Source organism: Anoxybacillus sp. PDR2, from assembly GCF_009834045.1.
Taxonomy (GTDB): Bacteria; Bacillota; Bacilli; order Bacillales; family Anoxybacillaceae; genus Anoxybacteroides; species Anoxybacteroides rupiense.
This window is the reverse complement of the sequence record NZ_CP047158.1, coordinates 1,850,000-1,874,214: the sequence shown is the minus strand read 5'-3', so window position 1 is coordinate 1,874,214 and position 24,215 is coordinate 1,850,000. Positions and strand designations below refer to the sequence as shown.

Annotated in this window: 26 protein-coding genes and 1 pseudogene; 24 read left to right on the top strand and 3 right to left on the bottom strand. The window is 36.5% G+C overall.

The window, feature by feature from the left end:
• Positions 1-2 precede the first annotated feature (2 nt).
• From GRQ40_RS08980 to GRQ40_RS08950, 6 genes are all read left to right on the top strand, one after another.
• On the top strand, positions 3-170 hold the full coding sequence (locus GRQ40_RS08980; RefSeq protein WP_082741694.1) for an S-layer homology domain-containing protein: 168 nt from the start codon (positions 3-5) through the stop codon (positions 168-170).
• Between the two features lie 331 nt (positions 171-501).
• The gene (locus tag GRQ40_RS08975) at positions 502-900 is read left to right on the top strand and encodes an S-layer homology domain-containing protein (RefSeq protein WP_066149319.1); all 399 of its coding nucleotides are present in this window, start codon (positions 502-504) and stop codon (positions 898-900) included.
• A 3-nt stretch (positions 901-903) separates the two neighbouring features.
• Positions 904-1,326, top strand: coding sequence for a hypothetical protein (locus GRQ40_RS08970; protein ID WP_159719790.1), 423 nt, complete (start codon positions 904-906; stop codon positions 1,324-1,326).
• A gap of 346 nt (positions 1,327-1,672) precedes the next feature.
• Entirely contained in the window at positions 1,673-2,707 is a 1,035-nt protein-coding gene (locus GRQ40_RS08965; RefSeq protein WP_066149315.1) for a DUF3231 family protein, read from the top strand.
• Between the two features lie 863 nt (positions 2,708-3,570).
• Positions 3,571-5,706 carry an alpha-amylase family glycosyl hydrolase gene (locus GRQ40_RS08955; RefSeq protein ID WP_159719789.1) on the top strand — a complete coding sequence of 712 codons (2,136 nt, stop codon included), beginning with the start codon at positions 3,571-3,573 and terminating at the stop codon, positions 5,704-5,706.
• A gap of 616 nt (positions 5,707-6,322) precedes the next feature.
• Positions 6,323-7,159, top strand: coding sequence for an aminoglycoside 6-adenylyltransferase (locus GRQ40_RS08950; RefSeq protein ID WP_159719788.1), 837 nt, complete (start codon positions 6,323-6,325; stop codon positions 7,157-7,159).
• A gap of 698 nt (positions 7,160-7,857) precedes the next feature.
• Here the strand turns inward: GRQ40_RS08950 and GRQ40_RS08945 are convergent.
• Positions 7,858-9,069: an MFS transporter gene (locus GRQ40_RS08945; RefSeq protein ID WP_159719787.1), complete on the bottom strand. Its 1,212-nt coding sequence runs from the start codon at positions 9,067-9,069 to the stop codon at positions 7,858-7,860.
• A 207-nt stretch (positions 9,070-9,276) separates the two neighbouring features.
• On the opposite strand from GRQ40_RS08945, the gene GRQ40_RS18525 reads away from it, so the two are divergent.
• From GRQ40_RS18525 to GRQ40_RS08910, 7 genes and pseudogenes are all read left to right on the top strand, one after another.
• Positions 9,277-9,663: a transposase gene (locus tag GRQ40_RS18525; protein ID WP_236546429.1), complete on the top strand. Its 387-nt coding sequence runs from the start codon at positions 9,277-9,279 to the stop codon at positions 9,661-9,663.
• Positions 9,630-9,818 carry a hypothetical protein gene (locus GRQ40_RS08935; RefSeq protein WP_159719786.1) on the top strand — a complete coding sequence of 63 codons (189 nt, stop codon included), beginning with the start codon at positions 9,630-9,632 and terminating at the stop codon, positions 9,816-9,818. Before GRQ40_RS18525 ends, GRQ40_RS08935 begins: the two co-directional genes overlap by 34 nt.
• A 113-nt stretch (positions 9,819-9,931) precedes the next feature.
• On the top strand, positions 9,932-10,390 hold the full coding sequence (locus GRQ40_RS08930; RefSeq protein WP_159719785.1) for an integrase core domain-containing protein: 459 nt from the start codon (positions 9,932-9,934) through the stop codon (positions 10,388-10,390).
• A 282-nt stretch (positions 10,391-10,672) separates the two neighbouring features.
• Positions 10,673-10,840, top strand: a complete 168-nt coding sequence (locus tag GRQ40_RS08925) for a hypothetical protein (protein ID WP_089097674.1) — start codon at positions 10,673-10,675, stop codon at positions 10,838-10,840.
• Positions 10,841-10,985: 145 nt separating this feature from the next.
• Complete coding sequence (locus GRQ40_RS08920; RefSeq protein WP_159719784.1) at positions 10,986-11,507, top strand: GNAT family N-acetyltransferase; 522 nt, start codon at positions 10,986-10,988, stop codon at positions 11,505-11,507.
• A 166-nt stretch (positions 11,508-11,673) separates the two neighbouring features.
• Positions 11,674-12,260: pseudogene (locus tag GRQ40_RS08915) on the top strand (GNAT family N-acetyltransferase).
• A 113-nt stretch (positions 12,261-12,373) separates the two neighbouring features.
• Positions 12,374-12,850 (top strand): GNAT family N-acetyltransferase, encoded by a 477-nt coding sequence (locus GRQ40_RS08910; protein ID WP_159719783.1) that lies wholly within the window; start codon positions 12,374-12,376, stop codon positions 12,848-12,850.
• Positions 12,851-12,996: 146 nt separating this feature from the next.
• Here the strand turns inward: GRQ40_RS08910 and GRQ40_RS08905 are convergent, their stop codons facing one another.
• Complete coding sequence (locus GRQ40_RS08905) at positions 12,997-13,620, bottom strand: LysE family translocator (RefSeq protein WP_159719782.1); 624 nt, start codon at positions 13,618-13,620, stop codon at positions 12,997-12,999.
• 406 nt (positions 13,621-14,026) lie between these two features.
• On the opposite strand from GRQ40_RS08905, the gene GRQ40_RS08900 reads away from it, so the two are divergent.
• Positions 14,027-14,734 (top strand): SAM-dependent methyltransferase, encoded by a 708-nt coding sequence (locus GRQ40_RS08900; RefSeq protein ID WP_159719781.1) that lies wholly within the window; start codon positions 14,027-14,029, stop codon positions 14,732-14,734.
• Between the two features lie 364 nt (positions 14,735-15,098).
• On the opposite strand, the gene GRQ40_RS08895 is transcribed toward GRQ40_RS08900, so the two are convergent.
• Complete coding sequence (locus tag GRQ40_RS08895) at positions 15,099-15,932, bottom strand: MFS transporter (protein ID WP_236546428.1); 834 nt, start codon at positions 15,930-15,932, stop codon at positions 15,099-15,101.
• Positions 15,933-16,524: 592 nt separating this feature from the next.
• Here GRQ40_RS08895 and istA point away from each other — a divergent pair.
• The 10 genes from istA (at position 16,525) to GRQ40_RS08845 (ending at position 24,134) form a co-directional block, all read left to right on the top strand.
• Positions 16,525-18,111, top strand: coding sequence for an IS21 family transposase (gene istA / locus GRQ40_RS08890; protein ID WP_370514191.1), 1,587 nt, complete (start codon positions 16,525-16,527; stop codon positions 18,109-18,111).
• Positions 18,108-18,872: an IS21-like element helper ATPase IstB gene (gene istB, locus GRQ40_RS08885; RefSeq protein ID WP_159719780.1), complete on the top strand. Its 765-nt coding sequence runs from the start codon at positions 18,108-18,110 to the stop codon at positions 18,870-18,872. Before istA ends, istB begins: the two co-directional genes overlap by 4 nt.
• A gap of 65 nt (positions 18,873-18,937) precedes the next feature.
• The gene (locus tag GRQ40_RS08880; RefSeq protein WP_236546427.1) at positions 18,938-19,474 is read left to right on the top strand and encodes a hypothetical protein; all 537 of its coding nucleotides are present in this window, start codon (positions 18,938-18,940) and stop codon (positions 19,472-19,474) included.
• A 267-nt stretch (positions 19,475-19,741) separates the two neighbouring features.
• A complete protein-coding gene (locus GRQ40_RS08875; protein ID WP_159719779.1) occupies positions 19,742-20,023 on the top strand; it encodes a hypothetical protein in 282 nt (93 codons plus the stop codon).
• An 85-nt stretch (positions 20,024-20,108) separates the two neighbouring features.
• A complete protein-coding gene (locus GRQ40_RS08870) occupies positions 20,109-20,354 on the top strand; it encodes a hypothetical protein (RefSeq protein WP_020755374.1) in 246 nt (81 codons plus the stop codon).
• Between the two features lie 544 nt (positions 20,355-20,898).
• Positions 20,899-21,423, top strand: coding sequence for a sigma-70 family RNA polymerase sigma factor (locus GRQ40_RS08865; protein WP_236546426.1), 525 nt, complete (start codon positions 20,899-20,901; stop codon positions 21,421-21,423).
• Positions 21,420-22,484, top strand: a complete 1,065-nt coding sequence (locus tag GRQ40_RS08860; RefSeq protein WP_159719778.1) for an anti-sigma factor — start codon at positions 21,420-21,422, stop codon at positions 22,482-22,484. Before GRQ40_RS08865 ends, GRQ40_RS08860 begins: the two co-directional genes overlap by 4 nt.
• A gap of 22 nt (positions 22,485-22,506) precedes the next feature.
• The gene (locus GRQ40_RS08855; protein WP_159719777.1) at positions 22,507-22,770 is read left to right on the top strand and encodes a hypothetical protein; all 264 of its coding nucleotides are present in this window, start codon (positions 22,507-22,509) and stop codon (positions 22,768-22,770) included.
• A gap of 305 nt (positions 22,771-23,075) precedes the next feature.
• The gene (locus GRQ40_RS08850; RefSeq protein WP_159719776.1) at positions 23,076-23,393 is read left to right on the top strand and encodes an ABC transporter permease; all 318 of its coding nucleotides are present in this window, start codon (positions 23,076-23,078) and stop codon (positions 23,391-23,393) included.
• A gap of 279 nt (positions 23,394-23,672) precedes the next feature.
• A complete protein-coding gene (locus GRQ40_RS08845) occupies positions 23,673-24,134 on the top strand; it encodes a hypothetical protein (RefSeq protein WP_201295984.1) in 462 nt (153 codons plus the stop codon).
• The last annotated feature ends 81 nt before the right edge of the window (positions 24,135-24,215 follow it).

Below are 24,215 nucleotides of genomic sequence, written 5' to 3'. Positions count from 1 at the left end.
ATATGGCTAAAGACCATCCGGATTATGATTATATCAAAGCGGCCGTTAACGAAGGAATTTTCAAAGGGGATGATAGCGGCAAATTCGGTCCGGATAAACCATTAACTCGCGCGCAAATGGCCAAAGTGCTTGTAGAGGCCTTTCATGTGAACTACTCACCACTTAGCTAAAGCTTGAAGTGGGAGCTTCTCAGTTCCACGACGAAAGCCGCCTTTCGTCTCCCTGAGCGTGACTTCGGGTCGTTCCAACCCTAGATGTCCGACAATTCGGAGTTCTTTTGTACCTTGGATATTTTACGCATGGAAGGATCCGCTTGGTTTTCGCATTTTATTTTCTCCATGCAACCTCCTATATCCAGTTATGAAAGAACGACATAGGTTTATTTTACCACAGGGTCAGACAATTGAACAGGCAAAAGCCTGTCCTTGTCCGAAGTCGATTCATCTCCCACTTTCATCAAGCTTCGCAAGATTTAGAAGTGGGAGACTTCTCGACTGAAGAATGTTAAAAGGCGACTATCCGGTAGATTTTAAAGACGTAAACGCTAAGTTCTGGGCATATTCCTATATCGATAAATTGGCCGCAAGCGAGGTCACTAACGGATATATGGATTTAACCTTCAAGCCCAACCATTATGTCACGCGAGCCCAAATGGCAGCGTTCATTTATCGCGCTTTAACGGGCAGTCCTTTTAATCCGGAAAAATACAAAGACCTTCTCTCATTTGAAACCTTCCAAGTGAAAAATGGCGCTTTCTATTTTGACAACATGAACCCAAAATTGCCTAGCAGCAAAATCAACCCGTACATCCATCGGCAAATTTACAGCGTGGTACAGTCACTGGTAGATACCCGCTATTACACAAAAGTATCCTACAATTCTAGCAACGCGGCAGAGTAGAGAGTGGCGATTCAATTTGGGAGAAATCCCGCCTTTATAGCAAAATCTTATTATAATTTTTCTTTTCTAATGTGGGACCAATCCTATCAAAAGCCTTATTATCCTAATTATAGTGATAAAATTGTCATCTCCTTGTTCATCAATCGTCTTTGGGATGACTATCACAATCGGATAAAAGGGGAATACACTGAAACATACATTAAAGACAAATTAAAAACCAGTTCGGAGGCCTTATTTGGACAAGGAACAGGGGAAAAGGTATTTGCGTATGTGTACCCTCTTTATCACTCACATCAGGAGTTTTGGATGAATTACAATAGCCTAGAGACTTTCATGAAAAATTTAGGCACTAAAAAAATTGATAACCTTCAGGTAAATGTTGAAGCTTTTCAGTCCGAAATCATTGTTACATTTAGTTATAGATAAGAGGAGAAGAAATGGGTCAAATTCATACAATAAACGAGGAATCGAAAAGCAGAATTGTTATCTAACTTTCCCATCATATATGATCCCTAATTGGTTAATTTTCTTTTATAAACTAAAATCCATGTTTTAAAAAATAAACTTGACAGGAGCAAATAAGCTTCCTGTCTTATTTATTTAGGAATGGCCAAATCGTGCTTAATCCATAATTAAAAGTAGTATGCATAAACGACATGATTTTTATTTATGTTATTTTACAAATCAACGGGAATAATACCACATATGAGAAATCTGTTTCTGTGCATAATAATACATACACGAAACAAAGATTGGTGGAGGGATACAACATATGAACCAGCAGATTGACAATGTAAGCAAACAAACACCCCATTATATAAGGCTAACCGCCCCAGAAATTGCTGCCCTTTGGTCGCAATATCAAAGTGACACAATGGCCATTTGTGTTTACAAATACATGTTGAATATTGTGAAGGATGCATCTATTCGTCCTATTCTAGAGTTTGCCTTTAAATTAGCAGAGAGCCACATAACAAAAGTAAAGGACTATTTAAGTCAAGATGAGTTCCCGATTCCTCACGGATTTAATGAGGCCGATGTCAATCTGAGTGCTCCTAGGCTGTTTTCAGACGAAATTTGTTTAACTTACACGTACTTGATGGCGGTTAACGGGATGGCTTTGTATGCTGGTGCCATCGCCACAGCGATACGTAAAGATGTAAGGGATTACTTTATTCAATGTGAAGATGAATCGATGGAACTCTTTAATCAGTCCATCGATCTACTATTGCAAAAAGGATTTGTATCAAGGCCCCCATACATCTATCCTCGTAAAGAGGTGGAGTTTATTGAAAGTAAACGTTTTATGGGAAGCTTTCTAGGAGGAAAAAGGCCGCTCAGCTGTATAGAGATTAGCCATGTATATTGGGATTTGAAAAAAATTCAGCTAAGCAAAGCCTTTACGATGGCTTTCGCTCAAGTAGCTCAATCCAAAGAAGTCAGCAAACATTTATGGAGAGGGGTAGAAATTTACACGAAACAAGTTGAAGTCATGGAATCCATCTTATCTCAAGAACAGCTCTCTACTCCAAAATCAGAGGAAGCGGAAATTACAAATTCTACCGTTGCCCCTTTTTCTGATCGCTTGATGATGTATCATAAGACCCTTTTTGGTTCTACTACCTTGTCTCTGTATGGAACAGCGATAGGATCTTGCCAGCGCGCGGACTTATCCCTTCATTATGCAAGGTTCATGGCGGAACTTGCGCAGTATATGAAGGATGCGTTTAGTTTGATGATTAAAAACAAATGGGTGGAACAGCCACCAATGGCGGAGGATAGAGAAGCACTTGCCACAGAACAATAATAAAAGAAGAGGAATGTGATGTGATTTCAAAAAAGCAAAAGTCACCAAATTAACCATCGCGTGATTACTTTTCAAGACGTTCACCATTAGCAGTTGATGTTTTTTAGCTTCGTTTATATTTTTAGCCATGCGGAGGTTCCCTTCAAATAGGCAGAAGGGAACTATAATTGTATTTAAAGGGAGATGCTAAAGAAGCAAAAAGTTTGATAAACAAATTAGAACATGAATGAAGTTATATGAATGGTCAAAGTGTATATCATGTCGAAAAAGATATCTTAACAAAAATTAAGATTAAAATAATGACATAATGCTTACAAATTTAACGAAAATGAAAATAAGGAGGGATTTTTAATATAGAGGATTGCTGCAAGTTAAGGAAATTTACAAGCAAGGAATTGCGGCAGGACAAGCAACGTTGAAACGACAGTACCGTCATTAGAAAAATGGGAATCGACTATTGCCGCAAATTTATGTGTAGTCGCTGAAGATGAAGAAGGCATTAAAGGCTGGTGTAAAAGTAAGGTATCAGATCGCTGAGAGGTGAGTGCGTATGTTCGAGATGTGAGCCGGGGAAAGGGAGTTGGAAAACAACTTCTTAAGACGAAATAATAATTCTTGTTCCTTTTTACCTTCCTTGCCACTTACCGTCTTGACAAGAAATAACAGACAGAATATTATAAAAATGACTTCGTTGTTGGTGTTTCAATCTGAGGGCAATGCTTGTTTTCATTGATTGGAGATGGAAACACAACCCCGTCGTATCTTTATTGATATGACGGGGTTTTTATATATTAGGAGGTGAGGTCATCCTTAGCAACTCTACCATTTTAAAAGCTATTATTAAGTATAAGGAGGATCATTGCATGAAAAGATGGCTTTCGGTGGTTTTGAGCATGTCACTTGTATTCAGCGCATTTTTTTTGGTTTCTGATACACAGAAAGTTACCGTTGAAGCAGCTGGAAATCTTAATAAGGTAAACTTTACATCGGATATTGTTTATCAAATTGTGGTAGACCGCTTTGTGGATGGAAATACATCTAATAATCCAAGTGGATCCTTATTTAGCTCAGGATGTACGAATTTACGCAAGTATTGCGGTGGTGATTGGCAAGGTATTATTAACAAAATTAACGATGGATATTTAACAGAAATGGGTGTAACAGCGATATGGATATCCCAACCAGTGGAAAATGTATTTGCTGTTATGAACGATGCCGATGGCTCTACATCATACCACGGTTATTGGGCACGTGACTTTAAAAAGACGAACCCCTTCTTCGGTACCCTAAGTGATTTCCAACGCTTAGTCGATGCCGCACATGCTAAAGGAATAAAAGTAATCATTGACTTTGCACCGAATCATACTTCTCCTGCTTCAGAAACTAATCCTTCTTATATGGAAAATGGTCGTCTTTATGATAACGGTACGTTAATTGGTGGTTACACAAATGATACCAATAGTTATTTCCATCACAATGGCGGAACGACGTTTTCAAACTTAGAGGATGGTATTTATCGGAATTTGTTTGATTTGGCAGACTTTAATCATCAAAATCAATTTATTGATAAATATTTAAAAGATGCGATAAAATTGTGGCTCGATATGGGGATTGACGGTATCCGCATGGATGCGGTTAAGCACATGCCATTCGGCTGGCAAAAATCGTTCATGGATGAGGTTTATGACTATCGTCCTGTCTTTACATTTGGGGAATGGTTTTTGTCAGAAAATGAAGTTGATTCCAATAATCACTTCTTCGCGAATGAAAGTGGAATGAGTTTACTTGATTTTCGTTTCGGACAAAAGCTTCGCCAAGTATTGCGCAATAACAGCGATGATTGGTATGGATTTAACCAAATGATTCAAGATACAGCATCGGCATACGATGAGGTTATCGATCAAGTAACATTCATAGACAATCATGATATGGATCGGTTTATGGCTGACGAGGGAGATCCACGCAAGGTTGATATAGCACTCGCCGTTTTATTGACATCCCGTGGTGTGCCGAATATTTATTATGGTACGGAACAATATATGACTGGAAACGGTGATCCTAATAACCGTAAAATGATGACTTCATTTAATAAAAATACCCGTGCTTATCAAGTAATTCAGAAACTATCTTCCCTTCGACGAAGCAATCCGGCGCTCTCTTATGGCGATACAGAACAGAGATGGATTAATAGTGATGTATACATTTATGAGAGACAGTTTGGAAAAGATGTTGTGTTAGTCGCTGTTAATCGCAGTTTAAGCAAAAGCTATTCGATTACTGGCCTATTTACAGCATTACCATCAGGAACCTATACGGATCAGCTTGGCGCTCTTTTAGACGGAAATACAATTCAAGTCGGTTCAAATGGGGCAGTTAACGCATTTAACTTAGGACCAGGGGAAGTTGGTGTATGGACATATAGTGCAGCAGAAAGTGTGCCAATTATTGGTCATATTGGACCGATGATGGGGCAGGTCGGTCACAAATTAACCATTGACGGTGAAGGATTCGGAACAAATGTTGGTACCGTGAAATTCGGAAACACAGTCGCATCCGTAGTGTCTTGGTCTAACAATCAAATCACTGTAACTGTACCGAATATACCTGCAGGAAAATATAACATTACCGTCCAAACATCCGGAGGGCAAGTGAGCGCTGCCTATGATAATTTTGAAGTATTAACGAATGACCAAGTATCTGTTCGTTTTGTTGTAAACAACGCCAACACAAACTGGGGAGAAAACATTTATCTTGTCGGTAATGTGCATGAACTTGGCAATTGGAATACAAGCAAAGCAATTGGTCCATTATTTAACCAAGTTATTTACTCCTATCCTACATGGTATGTTGATGTCAGCGTACCAGAAGGAAAGACAATTGAGTTTAAGTTTATTAAAAAAGACGGAAGTGGCAATGTTATTTGGGAAAGCGGTTCCAATCACGTTTATACTACACCTACGAGTACAACAGGAACAGTAAATGTAAACTGGCAGTATTAATTAAGAAAGATATACAATCCTTTGTCCGAAGAATAGCTGAAGCTTCCTTGTATCCTCACAAACATATAAGCAGTAAGATATAAAAATCCCCTTTAGGCTAACTAAAGGGGAGGTCTTTTATCTTTGCTTCTCTTTTTCATTGGGATAAAACTCATGAAACATCTTCATCAGTAACTCATCGAGATCGAGATTATTTATGTAAACATTAGCAAATGCGTTCTTATTTGTCTATATACAAGATAGTAAAATATGTAAAATTCAGAAACTAAAAAGAACAAAACAGGCTGTTGATTATAAAGAAAGGGAAGTTAAGTAGCGAATAACTACTTTTATATTTTTGGATTTTAGTTTACATAATATAAAGTGAAGGATAAAAAAATGATAAGTCAGTAAGTTTACTTAATAATCAGGTATAAACTTTGATAATTCGTATAAAAAAATGATAATTGTAGCCAAAAAATAAATTGAGTTAATTTATATAAATATTAGCGCATGTGTTCTTATTTGTCTAGATAAAAAATAGAAAGGAAGGAATCAAATGTTAAATATCTAATATATAAAATCAATATGGATTTATATTCTAAAAATATATTTTAGAGGAGTTGTTATTCAATGTGTGGGATTTGTAACTAGACACAATGAAAGAGATTTAGAAATTCCAAAACACCGTCAAGATTTAATGATTGCAATTGAAAAAGATTTGTTCAATGACGACGATGTATTAGCGGCTTTTTATGGCGGTTCAATCGGAAATGAAAACATGGATCTATATTCCGATATTGACCTCCGCATCGTTGTATTACCTGAAAAATTTCAAGCATTTATCTCGAACAAAAAAAATCGCCCTAAAAAATGGGGAAATGTTCTTTATTTTGAGGATTTAGGTCCGTTTGTACCTTATTCAATCGCTCACTATGATTGTTTTGTTAAAGTGGATACATTTTATTATAAACCTGAAGACATTCATCCTTCCGTATGGTTGAAAAATATAAAAATTATAAAAGACACGAATGGAATGCTGGCAGATATTTTAAATAAATCAATGGCTTTATCCTATGAACCAACAATGGAGGAATTTGAACTTTGGCGATCAAAGTTTTTTGCGTATTTTCATGAAGCTTATCGCAGAGTAATGAGAAAAGAGTATTATTACGCTTTGAAATGTATTGACAGCTTACGTTTATCAATGGCAACAGCTTGGTATATGGAAGCAGGAATCCAACCAAATACGTTTGGTGATTGGGCAAAATACGAAGGGAAAAGAAGTAAACTAGAAGCTTGGCAACTATCCCTCCTTGAAAGTTGGGAGTGTGGTAGAAATCCCCTTGAAATGATGAATGTGATGAAAAGTATCGTTCCAGAATTTAAAAGAGTCCATAAAAATCTTTGTAATAAGCTCGGAATCGAAGAAAATCCTGAATGGATAAATGGAATTATTAATATGGTTATTTAAGCAAAACACCCGCAAATGTGCGGGTGTTTTGCTTATAATCATTTTTAACTATCCCAAAAATTAGTATTCAATCTCAAAAAGAAAAACGGAATATCGATTTTTCCACAACGGAAGATTAACCGCTGGTAAAAAAGGTTCAGTAAAAATAGAAAAAGTAAAAAATTATGTTTCAAAATATGCCCCTGATTTATTAGTAGAAGATAAAATATACTTAGGTTCTCTTCCAAACAACATGTGTATCAGTTAGGACCAAGGACAACAATTTATTATGAATTTACTTTTGTACGCTAATATACGCGACAAACTTAGAAACGATATTAAAAAAAGATAAGCTGTTACAAAAGTATACATTTAAGAAAACACCCGAAATTTACCGAAAAACTCTGCAGAGAAAAATCCCTGCGGAGCTTTTCTTTTTTATTTATACTTGAGAGGGGAAAGATAAGATACAACGGTGACAATCAGTAGTCATTCAATGATGTGGCTAACAGAGCCATAAGAAAAGACCTGCTAAGAGGTTCGGTTCAGATTATAAAATATTAGCATTTTTCACCACTTATCTTAAATTATAGGAAATCCATTAAGTTTTCAGTGACAAACACTGCATAATTGTTTATTGTATGCAAAATACACAGGTAGTTCAACAACTCCTAAAGAACCTGTAACGCCAACTAATATATTCAAGCTTAACACCTCCTTTACATTACAGTTTCTCTTGGCGTACCTTTTCTCTCATTAATTAATAACGAAGATAAACTAGTAACTATACCCAAAGCACCTGCAATGAAGAAAAGATATTTTATATTGAAATAATCAACACTGACCCCAAAAATAAACTGGGCTACTGGCGTTGAAAGCATTGAAATCGCCATCATAATACTATTAACTCTTCCTAATAAATGAATAGGCACAGAACGTTGAACAAAAGTAGGTATAAGGACTCCTATAAAACCAGTAATTAAGCCAATTACAAAAACGAAAATTAGAATAATCAAAAAATTTTGGGTGAAACATAGTGCGGCAATACCAGCAGCTTGTAAAAGAAAAGATAAATAAATAATCTTCAATTCAACCCTGTGAATGCTTTTAACTGAAAAGATTAAACCAGTTAACAAACTTCCCATTGACATCGATGAATATATATATCCTAAATACTTAGCATCATCACTAACATTTTTAGCTAAAAAAGGGAACAATACATTAACCCCGTTTGCTCCAATATTTACAAAAAACATAGTTATAACCAAATAAAAAATCATTTTTTGTCTATTCAAAAAACTAAAACCAAGTCTTAAATCCGAAAAGTAAGAAGTTTTGTCATTATTATCGTTCATATTTTCAAGATGACTATTTTTAGAGTCAATAAACAAAATTAAAAAAGTTGAAAATACATATAAGATAGAAATAGCTATCAAGGAATGTTCTATTGAGATTGATTCAACCATCCAAGCGGCGATTAAAGGGCCCAAAATGATCGTTGTTCTTACAACAGTGAAGTATTGACTATTGAGACGACTCAAATATTCAGTAGCGACTAATCTTGGCTTTATTGATTCTGAGGCTGACCAATAAAAAGCATCAATCGCTCCAAACAAAACGGAGACCATTATGAGAATTACAAAAGAGATAGTATGATCCCATAACAGAATAGCCAAAACTAACACAATGATTGCCCTTATCATGTCTGACAACCATAGAAATAACTTTGCCCCTATTCGATCAATAACCGGTCCGCAAAGAAGCCCAGCAATAAATCTCGACAAACCTAGGGAAAATAAAACTGCTCCCATCAAAAACCCTGATTGCAAAACGTCAGCAATATACCAAGCTATAGCAACACTGTATATGACATCCCCAAAATTTGAAAGAAACGTTGCTATACAAAATTTCGTAGCGTTCAAAATGATCACCCCTAGAAAGATTAAGACTAGGCATGTAATGCACTTGTGAAACAGAACAAAATCATAGCATAGGGTAAGGGGATGTTGTAATATAGCTAAAAATTTAATATATTACAATTATATACAATAATTGTATTGAAAAAATAAAGTAATACAAAGAATTTTTTGTAATATAAGCAAGTTGGTGAAAGAAGCATTAGAAGCTGGAAATAAAGCATGGTAGCTAGAAAATACGAGCTTAGCCCGAATCTTGTGCAAAGATGGGTGAAGGCATATGAAGAAGGAAAACTAGGACAAGAAATGGTTTCCTCTCCCTCTTCAGTTGAAATCAAACGGCTGGAGGAAGAAAACGGGCAGCTCACGAAGCTATTAGGGGAAAAAGATTTAGAAATCGCGATTTTGCGTGATTTGATAAAAAAGAAGAACCCTTACACTTACCGAAAAATTGGAAGTAGCCGAGCAGTGGATCAAGAAAGGATATCCGATTACAAAAGTATTGGAGATTCTAGAAATCCATCGCTCAACCTACTATTATCAACAGAACGGAAAAGTCGAGAAGAAAACAGTAGGTGGGGGGGCGTCCAACACCCGGCTACTCTCTAACGGCAACTAGCGAAAAAGTGCCAGACGAACAAATCGAAGAATGGCTCTCTGAGCTTGTGATGGGAGAAGGATTTGCCTACGGATATCACAAGCTGACCATTCAGTTAAGAAGAGACCATCAGCTTGTGATGATCAGTAAGAAAAAAGTATATTGATTGTGTAAAGCGATGGACTTACTACGTCCGCAGCGAGAGAAACGGATTCCATATCCGAAGAAACTCGCTCGGAATCGCATCATTACAAGCTAAATCAGTTATGGGAAATGGATGTGAAATATGGATATATCGAAGGAGAAGAACGCTTTTTCTTGGTTTTGTCGCTCATCGATGTGTATGACCGTTCGGTGATTGATTGCCATATTGGGTTGAGTTGTTCAGAAAGTGATGCCGTAAAGACGCTTCAAAGAGCGTTATTCAAGCGTCAGCAATTTGAACAGGCAAATAAACCTGTGATTGCCTGTGAGCGATTTGGAATCGAACATGAACGGATTCCACTACGGACGCCGAATATGAATGCGCATATTGAAGCGTTTCATCGTGTACTGGAGGAGGAATGTCTAGGAAGAATGGCGTTTGACAGCTATGAAGAAGCTTATCAAGCCGTGATGGAGTACATGAAATTTTATAACGAGCGAAGGATTCATTCGAGTATTCTCGATCTTCCACCGCATGAATTTTACAAAAAAGTGCAAACGGAATCGTTAATCATCAAAGAAGTTCGCGTATAAGGCAAGAGGATTTTGTCTTCTTGCCAAGAAAAAACGAGAAATTTTGAGAATAACCTAAAATAAGATAGGATGTGTCCAAATTTAGGAGGTCAATCCGGGTGGTCATTTGTCTGAATGGTTAGTTTATGAAATCAGTTAGTGTATCCAGCAACTTTTTTAGGGTATTCGGATTATCTGGTGGAATACAATTTAGGTTTAGCATCTTCAAATAGTGTTTTGTGACACTGTTTTTTCGCAATAATTAATTGGTACCCATTTTCAATTTAAGGGGTGCGTATAAAATTGGATGATAAAAAGAAACAGATACAAAAACAGGTACAAAAAAGATACAGAGAGATAAAACAGCAAAGAAAAGAAGAAGAGGAAAAAAACAGTAAAGGAGAAGTGCTTATCGTCATTGCTATCGTTGTTTTATTTATTTTCCTAAATGCTTTTTTCAAAGCTTTATAACACGTAAATCATCTTCATGGTAACATATCCTATGGAAGCTTCCATAATCTGTGTTGAAACCTGCTTCATGGTTGGTTAAGGGGACAGAAAAGGTTAAAGGAGAAAGAAATTAAATAATTAAACCAAAGGGGAAGGGGATGGGTAAATGGTTGTTCTTGAAACACAAAGGTTGATATTAAGACAGTATAGAGATGAAGATATTACTTCTCTGCATCATATTTTTTCTGACCCAGAGACCATGAAGTTTTATCCGGCCCCTTTTAGCATTCAGCAAACCCAAGACTGGATTAAACGAAATCAAGATAGATATCGGAATGATGGTTATGGATTATGGGCGGTTTGTTTGAAAGAAACGAATGAATTGATCGGTGATTGTGGTCTTGTTAAACAAAAAATAAATGGCAGTATAGAAGTAGAGATTGGATACCACATGAACAAAAAATATTGGTCCAAGGGATTCGCAACAGAAGCGGCTAAAGCGTGCAAGGAATATGCGTTTGATACATTGGGTTTAAATAAGCTGATCAGTATTATTGATCCAAGAAATGTTCCATCCATTCGTGTGGCAGAGAAGATTGGTTTCACTAAGGAAAAAGAAGTATTTATTTTCGGTAAGAACCATTATATATACTCGGGGGTTAAAGAAAGTAACGAAGGGTTATATTGAACGAATGGTGCGATAGTTAAATAAAAAAATATGTACAAAAAAGCTGCCTTATCATCATAAGGTGGCTTTTTCATTGGTCTAAAATCAACCATTAGCGATATAGAGCCTTTTTAGAAAAGGAATAATAGCATGGATTGTTGAATTCTGTAAGATAGGGAGTGGATATATGTTACAAAAATTGTCGCTGACAGGAAAAAGAATATCTCTGCGGACACCGACGCAGGATGATTTGCCAATTCTATATAATCTGATATATGGTGTGGAGGATCCAGAATAGAAAAAGTATGATGCTCCTTATTATCCGCTTGAATTTTGTACCTTTGAAAAGTTTTCTAAGAGAATGGAAGAAAGAATGAATTTTACGGATGTACCAAGCCAAATGATTATGGAATATCAAGGACAAATTAGCTATTATTGGGAGGATAAACGTACACGATGGCTTGAAATGGGATCGTCATATATTCTCCTGAATATTGAAATGGTGGATTTGGAACCGAAGCATTATCTTTATTGATTGACTATCTCTTTGAAAATCTAACTATCGAGAGAGTGGGTCTGACAACTTGGTCTGGAAATTCACGAATAATAAGATGTGCGGAAAAATTGGGAATGCGATTAGAAGGGAGAATGAGAAAATGCCGCTACTATAATGGCGAATACTATGATTCCATCCGAATGGGTATTCTTCGAGAGGAATGGGATGAGTTGAAAAAGAATAATCCCTTATTCAATTCTCATGGAAGAACAAGTTAACTTCCATCATCTGTGGAGAAGCTTGCTTCATGGTTGGTTAACGAGTTAGTTGAAGAATAGCACTAAATTTGCTTTTATGATAGTCATACTTTTACAAATGAAGGGGGATTAAGATGGAAATTCGTTCAGTGAAAGGGTCAGACTACTATGTCATCTCTCCACTAATCAATGAGTGGTGGGGCGGAAGACAAATGTCTGATAAGTTGCCAAAATTATTCTTCGACCATTTTAAAAATACAAGTTTCATCGCCGAAAAAGATGGAAAAATCATTGGATTTTTGATAGGTTTTCTATCTCAAACATATCCAGAAGAAGCATATATACACTTTGTTGGGGTTCATCCAGATTATAGGAAACACGGTATTGGAAAACGACTGTACAATGAATTTTTTAATATTGTTAAAAAGAATGGCCGGAATATCGTCCGTTGTGTAACTTCACCAGTGAACAAAGTTTCCATTGCCTTTCATACGAAAATGGGATTTGAAATCGAAAAAAACGGAGATAAAAAAGTAGACGGAGTTTCTGTACATACTGATTATGATGGACCAAATCAAGATAGAGTTTTATTTGTGAAGAGGTTAATTTAATGATGAGCTTGTTCAACTAACGGTTGGCGATAGTTGAACAGGACATACACAAAAAAGACCGATTGATTTCGGTCTTTTTCTGTGGTCTAAAAATCAACATTGAAATTGAACAGAGACATTTATTAAAAGATAACACTCTAACGATTTCACTTTTCACTAAACGCAATCTGTATACCAATCAGCCCTAATAGCAAACCTTTTACAATGTTCATTCGCTTTGCTATGAACGAATTGGTAAGCAGGACATGGCGCAGTTTCTCTGAAAACACGCTGACCGCAACAAAAATCACTAAAGCCTGAACCAGAAAAATAACTCCCAAAATAAACATCTGTAACGTAATGTGACCCAGCGATTTATTCACAAATTGAGGCAACAATGCCAAAAAGAACAATGATACTTTTGGATTAAGCAGGTTCATGAGAATTCCTTTTTTATACAATGACGGATACTTGAAAGGCTTGTTATGGTTAAAAGCAAAGCCTTTTTCTTTTTCCTTGAATGATTGCCATGCTAAATACAGCAAATACGCCGCACCCGTATATTTGATGACGGTAAAAGCCAAAGCGGATTGATAAATGATGGTGGAAATCCCAAGCGTTGCAGCCGTGATATGTACAATAAGGCCTGAACAAAGTCCCAGTGCCGTTGCGATTCCCGCTTTTTTGTCCTGCGAAATGCTTTGAGCAATCACAAACAAAATATCTGGCCCGGGCATTAACGTCAGCAATATCGCCACTCCTAAAAAAGACATGGTTAGTGCAAAATCCATTTACAACACCTCTCTTGGATGGAATGGACACCATTCTTTGCTTCCTTTTCCTTCATTTGTCTTCCTGATTTATTTCGAGGGAAACCGCTTCATTCCTTCTTAATGGGCGATAAAAAATATAAATTGGTGTTTATCGGAATTAAACATCGCTATCAAGCATGTAGAGGCGCATCCGCATTTGTTAACATGTGAGGGGCAATTTCTCCTTCTTTAAAGGTTCTGTTAAGGAATGATGTTGATTTTCTTGTTAATCTATGGTGAAGATCGTTTCATGATTGGCTAACGAGCAGTATAACGCAAGATTAATGTTTTTAACCAAAAAGGCATTTTATATGTGCTAAATTATGTATATTTGGTATATTATTTACAGAGCTTAGTTCAGATTAGTTAAGAAAGGTGAGTGGAGATGAGTAAAGTTGAGTCAGTTAACAAGTGGGATTTAAATCGCATTGTCTTTATTGGTAGGACTTGGGATGAATACATGCGAATGTTTGGCCTTACCAAAGAAGATTTAGTGGGGCGTAAGATTCTTGATTGCCCTGCTGGGGCATGTTCCTTTACAGCAGTATCCAATCAACTTGGAATGGATGTTACAGCATGTGATATTGCTTATTATCTTCCTATTGAACAATTAGAGCAAAAAGGTTTACAAGATATTGAAACCACCATGTCTAACATGGAAAGGGCTGATATTCAAAAAAATTTTTTGTGGGATTATTTTAAATCAGTTGATGAGTTGAAACAGATAAGAACACAAGCAATGAATCAATGTATCTCAGACATGAAACGGAATAAGAATCGTTATATTCCTGCCGTTTTACCGACCTTACCGTTTGATGATAAGCAGTTTGACTTGACACTTTCAGCAAATTTTCTATTTCTTTATGAAGATAAACTGGACTATGAATTTCATTTACAGACTATAAAAGAACTTATGCGTGTAACCAAAGATGAAATAAGGATTTTTCCTACAACTAACTTTGCTTGTGAGAGATATAAATACTTGGATGAACTAATCCGTGATATACAAAATTTAGGATGGATTACAGAAGAAATTAAAGTTCCTTATGAATTTCAAAAGAACACCAATACTATGTTAAAAATTATGAGGTGAAAATAACTAAAAGGGGGTGTCCTGAAAGGGATTGCTTTTGGGACACCCTCAGTTTTATACTTTACAAAATCAACATTAAACATTGACAGAGACACTCATGCTAATTTTTTGGTACAACGATGCATTAAAATAAGCTGTTTCGTCCATACTATCAGGTTCATATCTTTGTATACCGTTTATTTTCAGAGTAGCCTTTTATTAAGAAAAAACTCCAAGCGGTCTTGAAAAGACCACTCGGGGTTTATTTTTTATATCCAAGTCTCTGTGAAATTTCATTGTTTATTTTTGACACCGATTGAGTATAAAGGTGATCCATATTATGTTTTTGTCAAATTTCGAGATAGTCTTTATTTCATTTGATTTTTCATGTTTTTTCTCGCTTGCCCGCGCTTTCTTTTGATGACACAATCCTCCATTGTCCCAATAAGGTCACTAATATTAGACAACCGGCAGCAAACGGAAGTCGGGAAGGTGCCAATCCGGCTAGCATCACCATCCCACCAAGAGCGGAACCTATTGCACTGCCTAAATAATTAGCGGAACTGTTTAACGCAACGACAGCTGCGCCGTGATTAGATTGTGAGCGAAGTAATTCATGTTGTTGCGGAGCTTGCGAGGCCCACTCCATCGCCCCCCAAAGAATGAAAGGCAGGAATGATAGCATCGGAAATGGAAGTACGAATGGTAAGCTAAACATGGCTAAAGCCATTATGGCTAAAATGCCAGCCATGAGCAAGTCTGGCCTCCCCGTTCGGTCAATCAAAGTGCCGATGGAAAAGCTCCCAATTACACCACCAATGCCCCATGCCCAAAGATAAGGTGTGACGATAGTAATGTCTGCCAGATTATCCAAAATGGTTGCGATATATGTATAGAGTCCCAAGCTGGCAATGCTGGTCATAAAAGTGATGCCAACAATTGCTGCAACCCGCCCATTGGTCATCATGGCAATACGTTGGCGTAATGAAGGTGGCGCCGAAGCTGGAAAATTTGGAAACCATATGACAATTCCTACCATGGCGATAAGACCTAGTGTGGTGATGAACCAGAGAGTTGCGTGCCAATCTAGATGTTCAGCAATGATCAATCCAAGTGGAACCCCTATGACCGTTCCCGTGCTCATGCCACCTAGCGTCATACCAAGAGCGCGGCCGCGTTTCTCTTTAGGAACAAGGGATGCGGCAGCTGTAGCGGCCAACGAGGAATAAAGCCCAGCTCCGATACCTGCTTTAGCTCAGTAAGTGTCTATATAATTCCTAGAAGAGAGTTAAATAATGTAGAGGAATAAGAACTTATCTTAAATCAAAGTTAACACACATTGAGAAAAAAAACAGTAAGGTAAAAAAGAATTGATACTTCTGCCACAAAAGGAATCAAAAAGAGACATCATTCTTTTCTTACTCAATTCCCACCACCGTCTTTGGTGTCGCGAAATACGGTATGGGTGGTGAACGAGAGCATTACTTCAATAAACAGGAAGTAAGGCCTTTTTTATTGAAGTGAAGAGCAGTTTAATTTAAGAACGAATATCAGAAAAATGGAAATTATGTTATAATTAACAAAACAGTTCAGGGAGGATTATTATGAATAAAAAAATAAAAATTGGTATCGGTGTATTCGGCATATTCGCATTAGGTATAGGGCTTTTTGCTTTTGCATTTGTACAATGTAACTGCTAAAATAAAGTGGACAGTTTCCGCCCAATAAAATTGGACACTTATTTACCAATTTTACTCCTAACAGCTATGATAGATGTTGAGATTTTATCTAGCTGTTGGAGGGACTGAAAGGTGGATAAGTGGGAAATGTATATGGAAATTTATCAACTTTTAAAACAAGGGTTTAGTAAAACATCCGTCGCTAAAAAATTAAAGATATCCAGAACGACATTATATAACTATTTAAAGCGTTCACCTGAGGACATGACAACATGGTTAGCTTCTACGAAGCAACGAAGAAAAAAGTTAGACCCTTATCGAGAGCTTATTTTACATTGGATTCAGAAGCATCCAGATTTATCAGCGTCTCAGGTACAAGACTGGTTAGAGGAACGTTATCCTGACCTTTGCGTGGGAGAAAGTACGGTTCGGAGTTATGTACGTAGTTTACGAGAGGAATGGAAAATCCCAAAGGAACCCTCGATTCGCCCATATCAAGCAGTGCCAGATCCACCAATGGGTCACCAAGCGCAAGTCGATTTTGGAAAAGTGAAAGTAAAACATCAACAAGGCAAGGATATCGATTTATATTTTATCGCCTTTGTGCTTTCGCACTGCCGTTATAAATACATGGAGTGGCTGGATCGTCCTTTTACAACGAGAGATGTCATTCAAGCTCATGAGAATGCGTTCCAATGGTTTGGTGGAATCCCAAACGAACTTGTTTATGATCAGGATAACCTGATTGTGGTTAGTGAAAATGCCGGGGACCTCATTCTTACCGCCGAGTTTGAAGCCTATCGAAGACAGCGCAACCTCACTCTTCATGTATGTCGAAAGGCAGACCCGGAAAGCAAAGGGAAAATTGAGAATGTCATAGGATTTATCAAACACAACTTTGCCAAACATCGGATATTTACGAATCTCGATCTGTGGAATGAACAAGGATGGGAATGGTTACGGCGAACAGGTAATGGGAGAGTTCATAACACAACAAAAAAGAGACCAGTCGACGTGTTTGAACTCGAAAAACAACACTTACGACCGATCTCTCTATCAGTGGACGTGACCTACGTCCAAAACCCAAACCTCACAAACAGTATAACAAGAACGGTTAGAAAGGACAATACGATTCTGTACAAATCGAATCGATATACGGTTCCGTGCGGAACCTATATGCCGTTTGGAAAAACAGTACAAATTGTCATACAAAGGGAACAGGAGCTCTTCATCTACGATTCTGAAACAGGGGAATACTTAGGAAAGCACACGATCGCTCATGGCAAAGGAAAGCTGATTCAAAACCGAAACCATTTGCGAGATCGAACGAAAGGCATCAATGCCTATATCAAAAGGGTTGCCAACCAGTTTGAACAACCAGATGTGGCAAAGGAATATCTAGAACACATACGAAAAGCCTATCCGCGATATATACGCGATCAATTGCAGCTCATTCAAAAAAAATTGGCTCACTCTCCGACGTCCCTCTGCAGCCAAGCACTACAAAAGTGCATCGAATTACAGCTGTATAGTGCTTCAGAGTTTACAGATATGGTCGGTTACTTACAACGGCAACATCGATTGAACACTTCCGGCAAAGCCGTTCAGGTAAACCGAATCCAATCATTGCAGGAGGAGAGTCATTCTATCCTTTGTGCACAACCAGCTGTAAGAAACGTTAATGAATATATCGGGATTTTGGAGGGAAGAACGAAATGAGCCAGTTAACGAATGTACAAGAGTTATTACGAGTATTACGTTTGACAGAAACGGCTTCTCATCTGCCTATATTAGTGAAACAAGCAGAGACGAATGAGGTGACATATCTACGTTTTTTATACGATGTGTTACGTTATGAACAACATCGTCGGGAGGAGAAATTACGGGAGAGGCGTTTGAAATGGGCGTCTTTCCCCTACTACAAGACGTTAGATGAGTTTCAACTACAAGAACAGCCATCACTGACGAAAAGACAATTTCACCAATTGCGAGAACTCTCATGGTTAGACCAACTCTTTAATTTGATTCTGTTAGGACCGCCAGGTGTCGGAAAAACCCATTTGGCGATTGGACTCGGGATTGAAGCGATTCATCAAGGGTATAAAGTGACGTTTATTACGATGGGAGAGTTGATTCAAGCGTTAAAAACGGAGGAAATTACTCGGAAATCACAAATTCGTCTTCAACGACTGAGGGAATCGAACTTAGTGATTATCGACGACTTCATGTTTATAGCGATGGATCAACGAGAAGCGAATTTATTCTTTCATTTGATTAATGACTTGTACAATCAATCGTCGATTATCCTAACATCCAATAAAGGGCCGAGTGAGTGGGGAGAATTACTCGGTGATCCGGCTATCACCACAGCTGTATTAGACAGAATCATCCATCGTGCCGAAGTGATTCATTTAAATGGAGACAGCTATCGAATGAAGCACAGAATTTCCATTTTTAGTGATGAAACTGTTCAAAATTAATGATCAAAAAGTGTTCAATTTTACTTGACGGTCACATACAAAGCATGAAGCCAGATGAGGATGAAGTGAAAAAGGTAAAAATACAAGCGCAGGAATATATAAAAAATACATTTAAAGATGAAATTGTTATTTATGATACACTATTTGATAATATGGGCAACTTCCCAACATTTGATTACGCTGCTAAAGCAGAGAACAAAAAGGATCATACACAGTTTTTAGTCTACTACAATGAAGAAACAAAACAGATGGAAGACTCTTATATTGCGGAGAAGTGGGAAAAGGAATTAGAAAACCATATACGTCCTTATATTGAGCAAAAGCTTGAAGTGTTGGATGAATTTTCGGTGCATTATGACGAAAGAACCGGAATAACGTATAACGTTAATCCAAATGAGCCAAGTAGTTATAAAGAATACGATGCGGCACCTACTATTATCATATCTGTACCTAGAAAGCCGGCTAAAAAGGATGAAGAAATTTTTAACGAGATTGTATCATTTATTCAAAAGAACGCTGGATTAAAACATGGAATGATTTCCATTAGTTATGTTAAAAAAGGTGTACCATTAGATGATAAAGAATGGCACAAGACCTTTTAACAAATTCTAAAGAGCATATTTATAAAAAGTCAAGTCCAAATTATTTTGTAAATTTCCCTTTGATAGACATCATGGGCCTGATGATTTGACGTATGGTAGGCAAGTCTGAAAATTAATATTTTCATTCTTCTGATGGTGCCGTATAGATGCGGCATGGTTGTCTCTCATGGAAGAACGAATGAACTTCCATCATCTGTAGTGCCGCGAAATGCGGCATGGGTGGCTATGATTCAAAAAGTTATTATCAACAAAAAGGTGGGGGTAATAGTGTTAGACAAGAAAAAAGTAGGAAATATATTAGGTGTCACGTCTTTGTTGCCTGTAATCATAAGTATCATTATTTTCTATGTTGAAAGAGGTCCAAATGCTGATGTTTATTTCGTGATAACAATTTATGGCATCTTATCAATTATTGGTATTTTATTAGCGGTGTTCTCGTGGTTGATGACAAAACGTTTCTTTCTGCCAATTATCAGCTTGATAGGAAATGGAGCGGTTTTGGCCATTGCTTTTCTTTTGCTATTGGCAATGGGGATTAGTGAACCATAAAAAATATTCTTATTCAAAGATTCTGCCCGTAGTCGCAATCTTTCTTTTTCTCCTGTAAATACACGAAAGTAGGTGGCATATAAAAATGGAAATGAGTAAGTTTATACTTCTTGGCGATATATTGATTATGAAAGTAAAGATTGATGGCGTTGATTATACATTTAGCATTAGGTGGAAAGCACCGAAGAAACCTTATGATGAAACTTGGGAACTTGTATCATATGCGAAAAATTCGACTGGTGAAAAAGATTTAAGTGAAGAACAAATTAAGAAGTTTATGGATACAGTTAATCCTAAAATGAATTGGAATATAGCAGATTTTCAAAAGTAAACTTCTTGAACTAACGGGTGTTTAGTTTAGTAAAAGATAAAAAGAACATACATATTATACATGACTAATATGTACGTTCCTTTATTTTTTAAGGCTTTTTATAATTTAGGTCTTGATAAGCAATGGGTTCTTTTTTATTTGCTAAATTATCAACATTATTGTTTAACAGAGCTTAAATTTTAAATTAAGTCTTAAATATTATAAGTGAGCCACAAATGTAGATAGGTTTAGATTGAAAAACAGACATAAGCAAGCTTAAAATTCTGCAAAACATGCTTTCTCCCTCCAATACTCTCCTCATTTCATACGAATCAAAATCCTCTTCATTTGATCGCTTCACTAATAAAAAATAACCTTATCCAGTGTTCAAGAAGGGCTATCATAAAAGTCTAGCGATAACCGCTTTATATAGTAATTAAAGTATGTATAGATGCTGTTTCAAAATGATGTTCGATGATCTTTCTAATTAATACATATGTTTCATAAAAAATTTTGGAAAAACAGAAACTTTTTTGTTTTTAATGCGTCTTTTATCGGAAGGAGGGTGGAAACCATTGCCAATAAATTTGAATTGGATATACTTATGCGCTTGTATTCCAAATCCCTTTTTCGCTATCTGTACAGATTAACCAATGATTATCATTTGGCAGAGGATCTCCTGCAGGAAACATTTTATAAGGTTTATTTACATGTAAGCGGCATAAGCGACATAGTACAAATAAAGCCATGGCTTTACCGGATCGCTTATAATACCTTCATCGACCACTGCAGAAAAGCCAAAAAGATGCAGCTTGTACAAGTGGATGATTTCTTTGCGTCGTTAAAGCTTGATCCATTATTAGAAACGGAAAACGCGTTTTTGCAAAAACATGAGCTGGAGTTGATTTATAAACATTTGTCCAACATGAAAGAACTGCAACAAAAAGCCATTATGCTCGTCGATATAAAAGGATTTAGCTACAAAGAAGCGGCGGAACTGTTAAACGTAAAACTCCCTTATTTAAAAAGCCTTGTGTTTCGGGGCAGGCGGGAATTAGAAAAACGATTACGCAATGAGGTGAAGGGATGAGAAAAGACGAGTTAAAACCATTATTGCAGAAATATCAAAATGGCACACTAAGCAAAGAGGAAGAACAGAAAATAGAGGAGCTTCTGGAAAGTTTTGACGTATACCATGAATTTCTCCATGAAACCCTTCATGATGAAGGGTTGAAGGAAGCCGATCTCGCAAAAATGATGAAAAAGGCCCAACAAAAATTCTTTTTTCGAAATACGCTGCTTGTTGTATCGTTTATACTCACGATTGTTCCCTTATTGACTATGTTTACTTTTGTTTATTACGGCTGGGGGCGAGATCATAACAGAGGGAACGAATTGATTGAAACCATTCAAACGGTTAGTGAAATGATGTCTCCAAATGTGTATGTAGATTACGATACGGTCGATGTTGAGATCAAGCCCTTTACCATGACTGTCACGGCCGACAAATATAAATGGATGGATGATAAAAGAAGTTATGTAGGTAAGGATACTTACAAACTATTTTTCAATGATGTGTTTGCTAAAGAATCGAATTATCGAGCGATTGGGTATTCGCTTCATCACATTGGAATCAACTTTATTCATCCGAAAGCCAAATACTTTTTACCTGACGAACGAAGAAAAATTGAATCTCTCCCAAGCGATTGGCCGGTTGAAATCTATATTTCCCTGAATCAGTCCTATTCCTTAAAAGAGATAAATGAAAAATTCAAGGTATATAATATAACATGGCTTGCGTTGGACACAGGTGTAGAGGAACAGATGAGGAATGATTTAGATTTCATCCAAACACCAGCAATTGGCTTCCCATACAAAAAAGTGCATGTAGATTCTGTATTCAATCGCTCGTTTACTGATTACGAAGAAGTAGTCAAAGGGCTCGAGCTATTGAGCAAAAACGAAAAATGGGCAACACAACTAACGGAATACAAAGACTTAAAGATGGCCGAGCGGCTAAAATGGATAAAAAAACATAAGGAATTGAAGATTTATGGAATCGCTATGACGGGAACCGCCAAAGATGTTTTGTCTCTAGAAAAGATGAAGGAAGTCAACGTGATTCGATTAGGTCAGATCCATTTGCCGTAGCAAAAGGAGGGAATAGTCGAAAATGATAATGGTAAGAATCAATATGCTAAATACATTGGTGGCTATATTTTTACTTATTTTGTTAAATGTACAAATTATAGCGGAGATTCCCGTTTTTGATATCCGTTACATTTGGATTTCATTGTTCGGATTGCTCATATGCTTGCTTGGCCTCCTAAAAGAAGATCGATTCTACTCCTATTTAGGCGGCATCCTTCACTTCATCCTAATCGTTTCTTGTATGGGAATGATTTGGTTTGGCATAGGAATTAACTATCAGCCATAAGAAAACTCATGGAAATCACAAACTGTCACCTTGCAAATTCACATGTTAAAACACTTACCAATCCCTATGTTAAAATTTATATTTCCATCTGATAAAACAGAAAGTTTCATGGATATTTATATTAAAATTAGAAGATATTTCATGAATGTCTATTGAATATATTTTATGGAGTTTACCCGATAACAAGTACTTATTATTAGAGATATATTAAGGAGGATTTCTTTATTAATTAAATGGAAAATGTTTAAAAAGGTCATGGAATTTTATGTTAAACTAAAATTAGAGTATTGATTAAGGGGATTACTGTGGATGGAGATGGATTAGTTTGGCTTATTATTTTGATACTACTTTTACTTTTTAACGGAACAGCTATTTACCTAAATAAAATTAACAAATTGCATTTTATATGGTCAGGAATAATTATATCTATTTTAAGTCCAATTCTTGCTTATTTAATAGGAGCTATTTTCGTAAAGATGAACCACAATATGGGCGGTACTGGAGAAGGTGGAGCATTTGCAGCTGCATTTATTGGTTTAATTATTGTTGGGAACGGGATTCTTTATTTTTTAATTGGATTAATATTAAAAATTTCAAATTACATTAAAAAATCGTCCAGTTAAATACTAGGCGATTTAGGTGAATGTCTGTAACCCATTTTGTTCCTAAACAGGGTATAATTCCTCATCAAAAACTTATTCGCACCTTTGTATCTCCTATGAAGAATTAATTAAACGGCATTTAAACGAATATAAAACAAATACGTGCAAACTGATTTCAGCAGGACTAAAGAAAGATTGGGACATAATCCAAGACATTGTACGAGCCGCTAAAAGAAGATAAGTTCAAAACTGAACAATAAAACGTATAGTGATGACTATGAAGTTAGAGAGGTTGTTGAGATGAGGATGAGAGTTATAAAAGGAATTGTAATTGGTGTTATTTATGGATTTGTCCTTTCTTTTTGTTCTGCATTGTTGTTTATGTTAATTGCACAATCGTTAGCAGGGGGAATAACAGTATTTTGGGGAGAAAATTGGCTTTATTTTGCTACTATTGTTCCGTTTATAATCACCTTTTCAATATTAGGGTATTATTTATCCAAACAGGAAAAAGTGACAAATAAAAAACTTTGGTTATTAAGCCTTTTATCAGCTTTCTTCATTACACTTTACAGCGGAACAATTGGTGCTATTTTCGGAGAATATATCGTAAGAGGTAGCATAGAAACAATAAATATAGATGGCACATTAAAATGGGGAACAATCTATGCTTTTGTTTTACTTCCGCTAACTGCTTCTTTTGGGCATTTGATAATTCATTTCTTTTATATGTTGTTAAATAGATTGAATATCTCCAATTAAGTTAAGCTAGGGATAGTGCCAGTGAATTAAGCATATAAGGACTTCCAGGCGTTGGAGATCCCGTTTTTTTATATAAATATC

Excerpts from the sequence above, each read along its gene's own strand:
- GRQ40_RS08980 (WP_082741694.1), top strand. The coding sequence starts at position 3 with ATGGCTAAAGACCATCCGGATTATGATTATATCAAAGCGGCCGTTAAC.
- GRQ40_RS08975 (WP_066149319.1), top strand. The coding sequence starts at position 502 with ATGTTAAAAGGCGACTATCCGGTAGATTTTAAAGACGTAAACGCTAAG.
- GRQ40_RS08965 (WP_066149315.1), top strand. The coding sequence starts at position 1,673 with ATGAACCAGCAGATTGACAATGTAAGCAAACAAACACCCCATTATATA.
- GRQ40_RS08955 (WP_159719789.1), top strand. The coding sequence starts at position 3,571 with ATGAAAAGATGGCTTTCGGTGGTTTTGAGCATGTCACTTGTATTCAGC.
- GRQ40_RS18525 (WP_236546429.1), top strand. The coding sequence starts at position 9,277 with ATGGTAGCTAGAAAATACGAGCTTAGCCCGAATCTTGTGCAAAGATGG.
- GRQ40_RS08920 (WP_159719784.1), top strand. The coding sequence starts at position 10,986 with ATGGTTGTTCTTGAAACACAAAGGTTGATATTAAGACAGTATAGAGAT.
- GRQ40_RS08910 (WP_159719783.1), top strand. The coding sequence starts at position 12,374 with ATGGAAATTCGTTCAGTGAAAGGGTCAGACTACTATGTCATCTCTCCA.
- GRQ40_RS08905 (WP_159719782.1), bottom strand. The coding sequence starts at position 13,620 with ATGGATTTTGCACTAACCATGTCTTTTTTAGGAGTGGCGATATTGCTG.
- GRQ40_RS08900 (WP_159719781.1), top strand. The coding sequence starts at position 14,027 with ATGAGTAAAGTTGAGTCAGTTAACAAGTGGGATTTAAATCGCATTGTC.
- istB (WP_159719780.1), top strand. The coding sequence starts at position 18,108 with ATGAGCCAGTTAACGAATGTACAAGAGTTATTACGAGTATTACGTTTG.
- GRQ40_RS08870 (WP_020755374.1), top strand. The coding sequence starts at position 20,109 with ATGGAAATGAGTAAGTTTATACTTCTTGGCGATATATTGATTATGAAA.
- GRQ40_RS08860 (WP_159719778.1), top strand. The coding sequence starts at position 21,420 with ATGAGAAAAGACGAGTTAAAACCATTATTGCAGAAATATCAAAATGGC.
- GRQ40_RS08855 (WP_159719777.1), top strand. The coding sequence starts at position 22,507 with ATGATAATGGTAAGAATCAATATGCTAAATACATTGGTGGCTATATTT.
- GRQ40_RS08845 (WP_201295984.1), top strand. The coding sequence starts at position 23,673 with ATGAGGATGAGAGTTATAAAAGGAATTGTAATTGGTGTTATTTATGGA.